A 14107-nucleotide genomic window follows, 5' to 3' on the forward strand; every position below is an offset into this window, starting at 1 on the left:
CCGTTTTCATTTCCAGAGTTCTTGTACCGCAGCCATGAGCGACACCATTCAACAGCCCGGCCTCGACAGCCTCTCCAAGTCTTTTGAACCTGCCTCCATCGAAGCCCATTGGGGACCTGAATGGGAAAAGCGCGGCTACGGCAATGCCGGCTATCGCGGCACGGGCAAACCCGGTACCGAAGCTACCGCTGCAGGCAACAATTTCTCCATCCAGTTGCCCCCACCCAATGTGACAGGTACGCTGCACATGGGCCATGCGTTCAACCAGACCATCATGGACTCGCTGACACGCTACCACCGCATGAAGGGCTACAACACGGCCTGGATTCCCGGAACCGACCATGCAGGCATCGCTACCCAGATCGTGGTGGAGCGCCAGTTGCAAACTCAGGGCGTGAGCCGCTATGACCTGGGCCGCGACGAGTTCACCAAAAAGGTCTGGGAGTGGAAGGAAAAGTCCGGCGACACCATCACCACCCAGATGCGCCGCATGGGCGACACCGTGGACTGGAGCCGCGAATACTTCACCATGGACGACAAGCTGTCCAAGGTGGTGACCGAGACCTTTGTGAAGCTGTACCAGCAAGGCCTGATCTACCGCGGCAAGCGCCTGGTGAACTGGGATCCGGTGCTGCAGTCTGCAGTCTCCGACCTGGAAGTCGAGAACCAGGAAAAGGACGGCAGCCTGTGGCATATCGCCTACCCGCTGACCAGCGGCGAAGGCAATCTGGTGGTAGCAACCACCCGTCCCGAAACCATGCTGGGCGACGTGGCCGTGATGGTCCACCCCGAAGACGAGCGTTACAAGCACCTGATCGGCCAGACCGTGACCCTGCCCCTTGTCGGCCGCCAGATCCCCATCATCGCCGACGAATACGTGGACCGCGAGTTCGGCACCGGCGTGGTGAAAGTCACGCCTGCGCACGATCAGAACGACTATCAGGTGGGCCAGCGCCACAAGCTGCCCATGATCTGCGTGCTGACGCTGACCGCCAAGATCAACGACGAAGCGCCTGAAAAATACCGCGGCATGGACCGCTTCGTGGCCCGCAAGGCCATCGTGGCCGACCTGGAAGAGCTGGGCCTGATGGTCGAGATCAAGAAGCACAAGCTGATGGTGCCCATCTGCGACCGTACCGGCCAGGTGATCGAACCCATGCTGACCGACCAGTGGTTCATCGCCATGAGCAAGGTCAGCGACCAGGACCCGAGCGGCAAGTCCATCGCCCAGAAAGCCATCGACGCCGTCGCTTCCGGTGAAGTTCAGTTCGTGCCCGAGAACTGGGTCAACACTTACAACCAGTGGATGAACAACATCCAGGACTGGTGCATATCGCGCCAGCTGTGGTGGGGCCACCAGATTCCTGCCTGGTATGACGAAGAAGGCAATATCTATGTTGCCAAGAACGAAGCCGAAGCCCAGGCACAAGCTGACAAGGTTTCCCCTGGCAAGAAGCTGACCCGCGATGCCGACGTGCTGGACACCTGGTACTCCTCCGCCATGGTGCCGTTCAGCACCATGGGCTGGCCCGAGCAGGGCAATGCCGCCGATGACGACTTCAACCTCTACCTGCCCTCCTCGGTGCTGGTGACGGGTTACGACATCATTTTCTTCTGGGTCGCCCGCATGATCATGATGACCACGCACTTCACAGGTCGCGTGCCGTTCAAGCATGTCTACATCCACGGCCTGGTGCGCGATGCGCAAGGCAAGAAGATGAGCAAGTCCGAAGGCAATGTGCTGGACCCCGTGGATCTGATCGACGGCATCTCGCTGGAGCCGCTGCTGGAAAAGCGTACCACCGGCCTGCGCAAGCCCGAGACCGCTCCTCAGGTGCGCAAGAACACTCAAAAGGAATTCCCCGAAGGCATTCCCGCCTATGGCGCAGATGCACTGCGCTTCACCTTTGCCGCCCTGGCATCGCTGGGCCGCAGCATCAACTTCGACAGCAAGCGCTGCGAGGGCTACCGCAACTTCTGCAACAAGCTCTGGAATGCTTCGCGTTTCGTGCTGATGAACTGCGAAGGCCATGACTGCGGTCTGGCACCCCACACCAAGGAGCAGTGTCAACCGGGCGGCGAGTTCGCTGGCTATATGCACTTCAGCCAGCCCGACCGCTGGATCAGCTCGCAGCTGCAAAAGGTCGAGGCAGAAGTGGCCAAGGGCTTTGCCGAGTTCCGCCTCGACAACGTGGCCAATGCCATTTACGACTTCGTCTGGAACGAGTTCTGCGACTGGTATCTGGAAATCGCCAAGGTGCAGATCCAGACCGGCAACGAGGCCCAGCAGCGCGCCACGCGCCGCACGCTGATCCGTACGCTGGAGGCGATTCTGCGCTTGGCCCACCCCATCATCCCGTTCGTGACCGAAGAGCTGTGGCAGCAGGTCGCCCCCGTGGCCGGACTCAAGGGCGAGTCCATCGCCGTGGCACGCTACCCCGAAGCACAGCCGGAGAAGATCGACGAAGCCTCTATCGCCTACGTGGGCCGCATCAAGCAGATGGTGGATGCCTGCCGCGCGCTGCGTGGCGAGATGGGCGTGTCGCCCGCTCAACGCCTGCCGTTGCTCACCGTGGCCGGCAATGCCGAGGACTCGGCATTTATGCGCGCCAATGCCGACGTGCTCAAGAACCTGGCCAAGCTCAGCGAAGTCAAGGTGTTCGATGACGAAGCCGCATGGGCCACCGCCGCACAGACTGCTCCGGTCAACGTCCTGGGCGACATCCGCATGGCTTTGTTTGTCGAAATCGACGTTGCAGCCGAGAAGGCCCGCCTGTCCAAGGAAGCCAAGCGCCTCGAAGGCGAGATCGTCAAGGCCAACGGCAAGCTGAGCAACGAGGCCTTCTGCGCCAAGGCTCCTGCCGCAGTGCTGGAACAGGAGCGCAAGCGCCTGGCCGACTTCGGCGCGACACTGACACGCATCAACGAGCAGCTCGCTCGTCTGGGCTAAACCCCGCTAAACTCTCTCCAAAACAAGGCGCAGGCAACTGCGCCTTTTTTCCATCCAGAAAAGACAAGCACATGAGCAATCAAACCCGCGTCCGCAAAGCCGTGTTCCCAGTTGCAGGCCTGGGCACCCGTTTTCTGCCCGCCACCAAGGCTTCACCCAAGGAAATGCTGCCTGTGGTGGACAAGCCGCTGATCCAGTACGCCGTGGAAGAGGCGTACGAGGCAGGCATCCGCGACATGGTCTTTGTCACCGGCCGCAGCAAGCGGGCCATTGAAGACCATTTCGACACTTCGTACGAACTCGAGAACGAGCTGGAGAATGCCGGCAAGCAGGCCATGCTGGACCTGGTGCGCAGCGTCAGCCCTGCCGATATGAACTGCCTGTTCGTGCGCCAGCCCCGCTCCCTGGGCCTGGGCCATGCCGTTCTGTGCGCGCAACCCCTGGTCGGCAATGAACCCTTTGCCGTCATCCTGGCCGACGACCTGATGACAGGAGAGAATGGCGGCCCCGGCGTGATGGCGCAGATGACGGCCGCTTTCCAGAAGCAGGGCCGCTCTCTGCTGGCCGTTCAGGAAGTTCCGCTCGAGCACACCAAGCGCTACGGCATCGTAAAGGGCGAGCCCGCAGGCGGCCCACTGATGCGCATCGACGAGATCGTGGAGAAGCCCGCTCCCGAGAAAGCGCCATCGCGCATGGGTGTGGCGGGCCGCTACGTACTGACACCCGCCATCTTCGACGAGATCCGCAACCAGCCAAAGGGTGTGGGTGGCGAGATCCAGCTGACCGATGCCATCGAACGACTGATGGCTCATGAAGCCGTCTATGCCTTCCAGTATGCTGGCAAGCGCTATGACTGTGGCAGCAAGGAAGGCTTTCTGGAAGCCACGGTGGAGCTGGCGCTGCAGCACCCCGATGTGGGCGACAGCTTTCGCGAATACCTCAAGAACTTGAGCCTGTAAGCAAGATCGGCCAAAGCCGCTCTGATGACAAAAGGCCTGCACTTGCAGGCCTTTTGTCCGTCCAATGCTCTCAGGCCGATTCAGCGCTCAGCGCCGACGCAGGATATGGATGAATTCATCACCGACCGTCTGCTGCTCGACCAGTTCATTGCCGGTCTGCTTGGCAAATGCCTGGAAGTCCCGTATCGAGCCGGTATCCGTGGCCACGACCTTGAGCAACTGACCGCTTTGCATGGCAGCCAGCGCCTTCTTGGCCTTGAGAATGGGCAGCGGACAGTTCAGGCCGCGGGTGTCAACTTCTTGATCTACTTGCATGGGGTGGATTCCTCGTCAGCGCCGATTGTAGAAAAACCAGGCGCTGGCAGTGCCAGCGCGGTCTTTGCTCAATCCAGAGCCGGTGCCACCGTAAAGCGAGTGTCCTCAGCCCAGCGTCGCACAGGCCATTTGGCGGGATCAGGCTCCGGATTCTGGCCGGGACGGAAAGCGCCAAAGCGCGGCTCGAAGCCTTTTTGCTTGATCCACTCTGCCAGAGCGTAGCCCGTGCCTGCAGGCCAGCACAGCGACTCCTGAGCCGTCTGCCAGCGGTATTCCAGCAGCTCGGGCGAGAGCTTCACATCCTCAGGTCGGCCCTGCACGCGCACATGGTAGGCAATCAGCACCTGATTCATGCGCAGAAACTCCGAGCAGCACAGCAGACGCAGTGCCTTCACGCGCAGCCCCGTCTCTTCGAGAACCTCGCGACAGATACCGGCTTCTGGCGATTCACCGGCTTCCATAAAGCCCGTAATCAGGCCGAAAACGCCCTCTTGCCACAGCGCATTGCGCGCCAGCAGCACCCGGCCGTCATCCCCCTCCACCACAGCCGCCAGCACCGGCGTGGGATTGCCCCAATGCGTGAACCCGCAACTCGGGCAACGCAGACGCTGCACCTCGCCGCTGTCCTCGCTGGCCACAATCCATTGCAGCTCAGTCGCGCAGTTGGAACAAAAGCGGACTTCATAAGCCATGAAGCTCTCCGTATTCTTGATATTGGTAGCACTCAGCGCTTGATGGATAAGCGCTGACTGTCATTTGGAGCTTTGATTGTCTTTTGCGCTATCACGCAAAAGACATTGCTCATGCCGGAAACACGCCTGTAGAGAGGTAGCGATCACCACGGTCGCACACCACAAACACGATGGTGGCGTTCTGCTCGCGTTTGGCAATTTCCTGGGCCACCCACAGTGCCCCGGCGGCCGAGATGCCCGCGAAGATGCCCTCTTCGCGCGCCATGCGGCGGGCCATGTCTTCGGCATCGTCCTGCGTCACATAGACCAGCTCGTCAACCAGCGAAGCGTCATAGATCTTGGGCAGATACTCCTCGGGCCACTTGCGGATGCCAGGAATGCGCGATCCCTCGGAAGGCTGAGCGCCGATGATCTTGATGTTCGGGTTCTTTTCCTTGAGGAACCTGGCCACGCCGGTAATGGTGCCGGTAGTACCCATGGCACTCACAAAGTGGGTGATCTCACCACCGGTCTGCTCCCACAGTTCCGGCCCTGTGGTTTCATAGTGGGCCCTGGGATTGTCGGGGTTGGCAAACTGATCCAGCAGCACACCCTTGCCCTGGGCCACCATCTGGTCGGCCAGATCGCGCGCATATTCCATGCCGCCACTCTTGGGCGTCAGAATCAGTTCGGCGCCGTAAGCCTTCATGGTCTGTGCGCGTTCGATGGACAGGTCCTCGGGCATGATCAGAATCATGCGATAGCCCTTGATGGCTGCAGCCATGGCCAAGGCAATGCCGGTGTTGCCCGACGTTGCCTCGATCAGTGCGTCGCCCGGCTTGATCTCGCCGCGCTCTTCAGCACGCTGGATCATGGACAGCGCAGGCCGGTCCTTGACGGAGCCAGCCGGGTTGTTGCCTTCGAGCTTGCCCAGCACTACGTTTGCACGTTCACGGTTTGCATCCGCGCCGATGCGTTGCAATGCCACCAGCGGCGTGTGACCGATAGCATGTTCGATGGTCGAATAAGTTTTCATGTCCAATACTGTGCCATAATTCGCGTCTGCGCTAAGCGAAGCCCGGGTGGTGAAATTGGTAGACGCAGGGGACTCAAAATCCCCCGCCGCAAGGCGTGCCGGTTCGATTCCGGCCCCGGGCACCACATTCAAGGCCGTGAAGGTTCATAACCTTCCGGCCTTTTTCTTTTTTCCCTCTGTAGAGTCCTGAGCGAAGTCCGTCAAAGTCCGTTGAAGTGTCTCTCAATCCGGGGGCTTCTGGGGGCACATTTGGGGGCATAAATTCCAAAAGTGGGGGCACATTTAAATATGCCCCATACGGACGGTCACCCCAGCACCCGCCGCGCCATGCGGTGCAGGTAGGCAGATCACCCAGACCTAGGCCGGGTCTGTACATGTGGCGCAGCCACACCACCACAGAACAAGCCTTCACTTAACCCCCTTTAGAGCGCCGCGCAATAGCGCGATATCGCGGCTCGAATTACCCGCTTCCGAAGCCCCCTGGGAGGACCCACAGCCCTCTAGCCCCCACCAGTTCCGAGAGACATGCACACCTGGCCACCGCAACGCCAACTCTAGGTAGCCCGCCCATCACGCCTCATTGATTCATTTCAGGAATGAATCAGCACCACCACGCCGCGCACTTTCTTCCGGGTATTGACCAAAAATCTTGGGGACATTGGGGACAAATGCAAAAACAGCACTTAAGCCATTGTCATCATTGAATAAAAATGTCCCCATAAAAGTTTGGGGACAAGACTTTTTTCTTGGGGACACTGGGGACAAATTGCCTGTTTTTGTGGGCAAACCGCCCTAAAAGCCACTCATAAGGCGCATTCATGGCTTGAGGCAGGCAGGACACCTGTTTTCTCTGGTACTGTCTTCTCGCTAGCCTTCGCACAATCGAACCCGATTATTTATTCCATCGCGGAATTAAATCCCCCTGCGCCCCACACGGCGCGCGGCTGCCCGCCTTACGGCATGCACACGCATGCATGGGCACAGACCAGGCTGCCCAAACCGCAATGGCTGGCCGTACTGTGCACCCTCATGTATAGGCACGGCTGCCGCCGTGCACGGCAACGATGGGCCGCCTGTTGCTACGCACAGGCAGCCAGGCCATGCCTAAGCGTGGTGCAGATAGCAAAAGGCCCAAGGTGGTGAACCTTGGGCCTGTGTGCTGCTGTGCCTATGCGTGGCTGCTGGCGCTGGGCTATTGGCCCATGGCTGGCTATATGTCCAGCTCCATGATGGCGGGGCTGATGCGATAGCACCAGGTAGGCCCCATGCCAGGCAAGCGCGGCTTGGCATCGACCTCTCGGCCCTTGTCCGGCTTGAGGCAGCCGTGCTGCAGCAGCACCTTGCACACTGCCTTGTGGTCAAAGCCCCGGCAGATCTCGGTGCGGAACACTTCGGGCAGCACAAAGTACTCAATGCGGGTCTGCTCGCCATCAATAGCCGTCAGCTCGTCGTATATCTCTTTGTCGGCGCGCGGCGTGTAGACCGTCTTCTGCACCTTGATGGGCTGCCCCTCTTCATCAATCAGGCGACGGAATCCGGCCCGCATCAGCGTCTTGGCATTGTGGTCATCCATGGCCCTGTGCCACCAGGTAAAGCGCCCCTCGCCGTGCGCCTCCAGGAAGCCGCGCACCTGGCGCAGCATGGCCTTGACCTCACCATTACCTGCACCACCACGGGCCTGCAACCAGGCATCAAAGCAGGCCTTCGCCGCGTCCTCGCTTTCGCCTTCATCCCAGCCCGTCAGGCCCGCCTCGGTTGCCAATGCACCCGCCACGCCCACCAGGGCAAAGCGCGCGGCCACGCGGGCCACCTGACCGCTGGCACCGCCTGGCACCCAGGCCCCAGCCAGCACGGTCACAGCATCACGCACACGCCGGGACAAGGTATCTGCACACTGCGCAGCCCACTGCAAAAAGGCATGCCCCACCGCGCCATGACAAAGCCCCGCCTCACGCGCCAAATGGGAAGAGAATGCAGCCCCATCACCCAGGCCATGCAGGCGCTCAAACGCCCCCATACCAGCGCCAGCATCAGCGGGAATATCGGCCATGCGTACCTCTTGCCCGGTGCGCGTGCGCTTGCCGCCCTCGGCCATGTGGTCAGCGAGGCCCCGCTCACCCGCACTCAAAAACAGCAGGCGCCAGGAAAGGCGCGAGCGTGCGGCCCCATTGCGTGTGGCGCGCGCCTTGCTTTGTTCATTGGCCAGCATGTAGGCGCACTCGCCCGCCACCTTGCCCTCTACCTGTGCCAGCTCGTCCAAGATCAGCAGGCTATCGCAGTGCTGAGCAGCAATGGCCTCCAGCGCGTTGTCCGTGGTTCGCCAGCGCTGCATATAGCTGGGCCCACCGTACACGCTGGCAGCCAGGCGCAGCGCCGTGGTCTTGCCGCAAGAGCTATCGCCCCGCAAGTGAAACCCGCCGCTCTCCATGCCCGCAGGGCGCAGCAGTGGCCCGGCAAAGGCGCAGGACACCGCAAACACCATGCGGCTATTGCCAGCACACAGGCGGCCTATGCGGTCTGTCCAGTCTTGCGCATCACGCTTGATGCGGAACGTATTTTCCATCTGGTTTTCAGACTGGAACACGATGCGCTCGGCATCATCGCCAATGGTTTCATGCGGCAGCACAAAGGCGCGGCCATGCCAGCCTATGCGGTCTGTGCAACTGGCGAACTCTTCGGGCTTGCGCGTCTGTATGTACTCGGTCAGCCGGTTGCGCGCTGCTGGCGCTGTGGCAATGCGCAGACCCATATTCAGCAGCGCGGCGCGGTACTCGCCACCATCACCGCTCAACATGCGCGCGGGCATCGCCCACTGCTTGGGTACGCCCAGCGGGTCAGCAAAGGTCAGCAGATAACCCCACCCTGCGCCCTCTTGGTTGCGCGTCAAAGCCTCCACATGCAGCGCAGAGCACAGCCACAGCGGGCGGGCCGGGTTGCCGTCCTTGTCACGACCATGAAACCACACACCGCCGTCATCCAGGGTAAAAGGGTCATCCCATACAGGCTCATCATCTGGAGCGCTTGACGCCCCCTTGCGCTTGCCACCGCGACCGCCACCATTGCCGCCACCATTGCCGCCGCCAGAACCACCAGCACCAGAAGAAAGCAGGCCAGCGCCGCCACCTTGACCAGCGCCAGCATCATTGCCGCCCGTCTTGGCATGCAATGCATCAATGGCTTGCTGTACACACGTCTGCACGGCCTCCAGGCCTTGCGCCTGGTGCATATCGTTGAAGTCTTTGCCGCGATCAGGCAGCTCAACAGGAAACACGGCCACGCCACCCACAGCGCGCGCCACGGCTTCGGCCTTGTCGCGGCCAGGGTTGCGGCCTGTGCGGGCCTGCGTGCCCGTATCGTCATCACCGCACACCACCACCAGCGCGCCCGCGTGCAGGGCCCGCAGGGCCTTGGCTACATGCATCAGGTTGCCCGCGTCAAACGCAACCACCACCGGCCAGCCCGTCGCCATGTGCAAGCTGGCCGCAGTGGCATAACCCTCTGCCACCAGCACCACCGCAGCGCCAGCCAGATCACCCAGCACATGCCACAGGCCCGACTTGCGCCCGCCCTTACCCAGGAACTTGTCCGTACCCCTGGCAGGCTTGACCGGCGCAATACGCTGCACATTCCACAGCCTGCCATCACCATCGCGCAGCGGCACCAACAGCCAGCCATCAGCCCCGTAGCGCACGCCAAAGCCTTGCACGCCCTTGCGCTCCAGGTAAGCGCTGGAGCCGGTTTCGCTGGCACTGGCCCACTGTGCTGCAGCCTCAACCGCTGCAGCCTCTTGCGTGGCCTGTATCGCCGCGTCCTCGGCCTGCTGGCGCAGCTTGCGTTCATTCTCCTGGCGCTGACGCTCTGCATCGCTAACAGGCTTAGAGTCTTTCCCCTGGCGCGGCAGCTTGAAGCCGTGCCGCTTGGCCAGGTAGAGCAAAGTAGACACACCCACACCGCCCCCAGCCTTGATGCTGCGCCAGGTGCTGCCCACAGCACCAGCATCAAAGCCGCCACCGCTGGCCGCGCTCCAATCACTAAAGAGCTGCAAGCCCGTGTCGTCGGGATACTCGCTCTTGATGGCCATGCCCACACGCGCCCACTCATCGCGCGGCAGGTTCGCTGGCACAAAGCTCAAGGCATTGCGCAGCAGCTCGGGGGTGATGGTGGTCTAGATCATTGGATACGCGGCCTCATGTCTTCGGGCCTGAACAGCTGAAAGTCCGAACGCAGCACGCCTGGCTGCCAGGGCTCGGACATGGCCAGCATCTGCTTGCTGACCTGGGAATACACCGTCACCACGCCCTGCACGCTCAGACTGGTGCGCAAGCGTGTACCGTGTGGTGACGTAAATGGACTACTGAGCACCGGCCTCTCTCTAGCCTTACTGGTGAACAGCTCGACCAGATCCGGCCTCAGCCTCTGCAGATCTAAGGCAAGTAGGTCGGCAATCAACTTGCCGCTGCCTATCTCCAGTACCTGCACCGTGCCTGGCCAGAAGAGCAGCGCCTGTTCCAGCGAATTGCGCCTGCGTTGCACCGCCATCAGCAAGCCCCCCTTGCGCATGGCTTCTTCCTGCAAGGCCCTGACACCCCAACGCAAGCGCTGCGCTGCATGCTCTCTTGCCTCAGCCTGTGCCTTGCCCATGACATCGTTTTCGGTCGTAGCTTGTGCAGCTGTGCTCGGGTTGCAGTTCATGTTCTTCATGCCTTTCCTCACACCATCTGCTGGCCTTGAATGCGCGCCTGTACCCAAGTCAGCACCGCAGTCTCTGGCCAGGCCACCATGCGCGATGTGATGCGAACGCAAGGAGGAAACTTGCCCTCCTTCATCAGCTTGTAGATGGTGCTTTTCTTGCAGCCGGTCACCTCTTCAACAACAGGCAGACGAATCAAGCGCTCTTTCGCGTTACTGCTTTGCATGTGGACTCCTATGCGTCTTAATGGAACAAAAGGAGCATCCCGAAATCACCGTCTCAATTCACGGAAAACTGAGACGATTTTTAGTGCGTCATGGACTCTGTGCACTTCTACGGATGCATGCGTACATGCTCCGAAAAATGCAGTCTCATTTCATGCCGAGAAATGAGACTATTTGCACGGCTGGCGCAGCCCTAGCATTCAGAGCAATTAGCACCAGAAAATAGGCGCAGGTATGGCTATGCACTCAGTGCACCTGCACCACAAATGCGCACGCTACTTTTTTGCGCTCAACATACTTCCCGAATGAGCATCAGCACAGGCCACCAACTCAGCGGCTACAGCACGCGCCTGCTCAGGAGTGAACGTCATCAAGGATTGATAGGAAGCAAGAGCGGCAGAGTAGAACAAGCCCAGTTCCACTAGACCAGTACTGCGCGCTGCGTTGACGGTCAGATAACGCCCGCCTGACAAGGCAGCCTCAGAGCTGACCACGTAGCGCGAATGCGCGCCCATGCGCCGGGTGAAGGCGATGCTGCTCATGCTGCACCTCCTGCGTCCGCAAAGTCCTTGCCGCAGTGCCAGCGCCACGCACTGCCCAGGATCGGACAATCTGCAGCTTCATCAGCCAAGCCACCAACGCTCTGCGCAAGCGACTGTGCAGCGTTGACCAACTGCGAGCGCACCCATTCATCTTCCAGCGTTTGCGCAACCATCAGCAGGCCGTTCAATGCAGACATGTGACCTGCAATGCTTCGCAGAACCATGAGTAACTGTGCTTGGCTGTAGCCATCACGGCCATTGTTTTGCATTGCCATGGCTCAGCCCTCCATGCTCAAGGACAAGCCACGCAGCGCGGCCAGGGCCTGCACAGCCTTGCGGCGCGCGCCGGGCACATTGGCTGCTGGCTGGCGCAGGTAGAACACTGCCATGCTCAGCGCGTTATGCGCATCAGCATGCAGCTGGATTGGGTCGGGGGTAATACCCATAGCGGGCAGAGACTGGCGTGCTGCACCAGAAGGCAGAGGGCTGGCCAGGGGACGAGATACGGTGTTCATGGTTCCGTGCTCCTTGCTGAGACTTGAACCACCTGCACCGCGTTTTGAAGCACGAGACAGGTGGACGGGATGTTCAAAACACGTAGCAAGACGTGCGGGCGTCCTTACGGATAGCCCCATCCCGCCCGTAACCATGAGGATGGGAGCGAACGCCCACAGCCTAAGTATTCAGACGTGACAAAGCCTCGCTATCGGGGAGGCTGCACCGCTCACTACAGGTGTTTTGAAGCACCAGCCCCGGGACAGGGGGCTACGTAATTGTGCCATGAAATCACATTTCAAAGCGTAGTTTCTTACTACTAGTTTTTTTGTAATGATTTTTCTTTTGTGTGTTGCTATTATATATATTCTATTTAACTAAAAATTTATAATTCATGGAACCGAATCAAACAAGTAAAACCCAATTTAATTGGAAATCAATTGGTGATATTAAGACTCCATATAATGATGCCATAAATTATCGAGGTAGGAGTGAGAAGGAATTCTTTCAGAAAATTTTTTTAAGAACAGATGAACTCAATAGCTTAAAAAATCCTTCTGTTTACTACATTATCGGAGAAAAAGGCTCTGGTAAGACTGCATACGCTGTTTACTACGAAAACAATCCACCCAACGGATATAAGTCTCAGCTCACAACCATGACTGAAACTCAATATTTGAGATTTATCAATCTAAAAAAGCAGGGAAAATTAGTTATTAGCGATTATGCTAATATATGGCGATCAATGCTCTTATTTATGATGGGCAGCATGATTGTGGAAAAATCAAAAGGCCCTATGCATTATCTCACCGGGAAATTTTCCAAGGTGGAAGCCGCAGTAAAAAAATGGTCCTCAAAAGCCATGAATCCAGAGATTGAGAGCGCATTTGAAGCGATTACATCTGAAGCAATCAAAACGACCATAAAAGCACCGACTGTGGGGGAAGCTAGTGCGGACCTGGAAAATAAGCAAACGGCTAAAGATGTTATCTTGCGGCATCACCTGCTAGAGACAGAGTCGACATTCAAAGAGGCTATTTCCTCACTGAAGCTTTCTGAAAATCATATTTTGTTCATTGACGGAATAGATTTTAGACCTGAGAATGTAAATTATAATGAGTATATCAATTGCATTAAAGGTCTAGGTGAAGCTGCTTGGCAGCTAAATACCGAGTATTTTAATAATATTCGCGACTCCAAAGGTCGATTGAAAATCGTATTACTCATTCGCCCAGATGTTTTTCACGTACTGAATCTTTATAATTCAAATTCAAGATTGCAAGACAATTGCATTTTTCTGGATTGGTCCACAACAGAGAAAGAGTATCAAAATTCACCTCTTTATACTTTGAGCAATAAATTTTTCGCAGTACAGCAAGCAAAGGGAAATTCAGAAGATGCATGGCATCATTATTATGAAGAAGATACCAGCCCAGGATACAGCTTCAAAAAATTACTTAAAACATCATTTCAAAAACCAAGAGACATACTAACTTTCATTAGAATATCAAAAACACATGCAGGGAAAAAAGGTAAATTAAAAAATATTAAATTTGATCCGTATTTCGTAGACGACATCGCATTAGGTCGAGATTATTCAGATTATCTTTTGGGTGAAGTGAGAAATTATGCAGCCTTCTACATGACTCAAGATGATTTTTCCAAGTACCTAAAAATATTCCAGTATCTAAATGGTAGCTCAAAGTTTGACATGAGCGAATTTAGAATAGCTTTTGATAAATTCAAGAGATGGGCTGAAGGAGAGAAATTCAGTGCAACAATATATTTAAGGGATGCAGAGTCATTACTTCAGCTACTCTATGATGTAAATTTAATTGGTTACTCCGAAGAGTTGGATGGTGCAAATGAGACTTTCTTTCATTGGTCGTACAGAGAGCGATCAGCAAACAATATTGCACCAAAAGTTAAAATATCCGGAAGATTAATGCTAAATCCAGGAGTATCTAAAGCTATTGATATTGGAAAGAAATTTACTAAGCAAAACGAATCTTCTGACCAAACAAGAGCAAGACACTTTCAGCACCGAGTGAATAGGGGCAAGAAAAAACAAAGGTAGTCATCGATACCTCTGTTCCCACCATATTCCCATTTGTTCCCACGGTTTTTGCAGGAACGGTCCCGAAGCAAATTGCGTTGTAACAAAGTGACACTTCTTGGTTAGCAGACGCAAAAATCCGCCTTGGCGAGCGACTGCTCGTCGGTCT

At 57.4% G+C, this 14107-nt stretch carries 12 protein-coding genes and 1 tRNA gene; 4 read left to right on the forward strand and 9 right to left on the reverse strand.

The window, feature by feature from the left end; genetic code table 11:
• The first annotated feature begins 34 nt into the window (after positions 1 to 34).
• Together Cth01_RS17365 and galU are read left to right on the forward strand one after the other, a co-directional pair.
• Positions 35 to 2950 carry a valine--tRNA ligase gene (locus Cth01_RS17365; protein WP_045839916.1) on the forward strand — a complete coding sequence of 972 codons (2916 nt, stop codon included), beginning with the start codon at positions 35 to 37 and terminating at the stop codon, positions 2948 to 2950.
• A 71-nt stretch (positions 2951 to 3021) separates the two neighbouring features.
• On the forward strand, positions 3022 to 3909 hold the full coding sequence (gene galU, locus Cth01_RS17370; protein ID WP_034352895.1) for a UTP--glucose-1-phosphate uridylyltransferase GalU: 888 nt from the start codon (positions 3022 to 3024) through the stop codon (positions 3907 to 3909).
• 87 nt (positions 3910 to 3996) lie between these two features.
• On the opposite strand, the gene Cth01_RS17375 is transcribed toward galU, so the two are convergent.
• The 3 genes from Cth01_RS17375 to cysM form a co-directional block, all read right to left on the reverse strand.
• Complete coding sequence (locus Cth01_RS17375) at positions 3997 to 4224, reverse strand: sulfurtransferase TusA family protein (protein ID WP_034352897.1); 228 nt, start codon at positions 4222 to 4224, stop codon at positions 3997 to 3999.
• A gap of 68 nt (positions 4225 to 4292) precedes the next feature.
• The gene (locus Cth01_RS17380; protein WP_003069116.1) at positions 4293 to 4916 is read right to left on the reverse strand and encodes an NUDIX domain-containing protein; all 624 of its coding nucleotides are present in this window, start codon (positions 4914 to 4916) and stop codon (positions 4293 to 4295) included.
• 109 nt (positions 4917 to 5025) lie between these two features.
• Positions 5026 to 5931, reverse strand: a complete 906-nt coding sequence (gene cysM / locus Cth01_RS17385; protein WP_003069113.1) for a cysteine synthase CysM — start codon at positions 5929 to 5931, stop codon at positions 5026 to 5028.
• Between the two features lie 40 nt (positions 5932 to 5971).
• Here cysM and Cth01_RS17390 point away from each other — a divergent pair.
• Positions 5972 to 6056, forward strand: a tRNA-Leu gene (locus Cth01_RS17390).
• A gap of 1085 nt (positions 6057 to 7141) precedes the next feature.
• Here the strand turns inward: Cth01_RS17390 and Cth01_RS17395 are convergent.
• The 6 genes from Cth01_RS17395 to Cth01_RS17420 all read right to left on the reverse strand — a co-directional run bounded on the left by Cth01_RS17395 (position 7142) and on the right by Cth01_RS17420 (position 11902).
• Positions 7142 to 10063, reverse strand: coding sequence for a DUF927 domain-containing protein (locus Cth01_RS17395; RefSeq protein ID WP_052703379.1), 2922 nt, complete (start codon positions 10061 to 10063; stop codon positions 7142 to 7144).
• 38 nt (positions 10064 to 10101) lie between these two features.
• Positions 10102 to 10632 carry a hypothetical protein gene (locus tag Cth01_RS17400; RefSeq protein WP_045839918.1) on the reverse strand — a complete coding sequence of 177 codons (531 nt, stop codon included), beginning with the start codon at positions 10630 to 10632 and terminating at the stop codon, positions 10102 to 10104.
• Positions 10633 to 10640: 8 nt separating this feature from the next.
• Positions 10641 to 10847 (reverse strand): helix-turn-helix transcriptional regulator, encoded by a 207-nt coding sequence (locus Cth01_RS17405; protein WP_045839919.1) that lies wholly within the window; start codon positions 10845 to 10847, stop codon positions 10641 to 10643.
• A 273-nt stretch (positions 10848 to 11120) separates the two neighbouring features.
• On the reverse strand, positions 11121 to 11387 hold the full coding sequence (locus tag Cth01_RS17410) for a hypothetical protein (protein ID WP_045839920.1): 267 nt from the start codon (positions 11385 to 11387) through the stop codon (positions 11121 to 11123).
• A complete protein-coding gene (locus Cth01_RS17415; protein ID WP_055477394.1) occupies positions 11384 to 11662 on the reverse strand; it encodes a hypothetical protein in 279 nt (92 codons plus the stop codon). The genes Cth01_RS17410 and Cth01_RS17415 overlap by 4 nt, the downstream gene beginning before the upstream one ends.
• Before the next feature lie 3 nt (positions 11663 to 11665).
• A complete protein-coding gene (locus Cth01_RS17420) occupies positions 11666 to 11902 on the reverse strand; it encodes a hypothetical protein (protein WP_045839922.1) in 237 nt (78 codons plus the stop codon).
• Positions 11903 to 12276: 374 nt separating this feature from the next.
• Here Cth01_RS17420 and Cth01_RS17425 point away from each other — a divergent pair, with 374 nt between their 5' ends.
• Complete coding sequence (locus tag Cth01_RS17425; protein WP_139032081.1) at positions 12277 to 13959, forward strand: P-loop ATPase, Sll1717 family; 1683 nt, start codon at positions 12277 to 12279, stop codon at positions 13957 to 13959.
• The last annotated feature ends 148 nt before the right edge of the window (positions 13960 to 14107 follow it).

Source organism: Comamonas thiooxydans (assembly GCF_000964545.1).
GTDB classification, from domain to species: domain Bacteria; phylum Pseudomonadota; class Gammaproteobacteria; order Burkholderiales; family Burkholderiaceae_C; genus Comamonas; species Comamonas thiooxydans.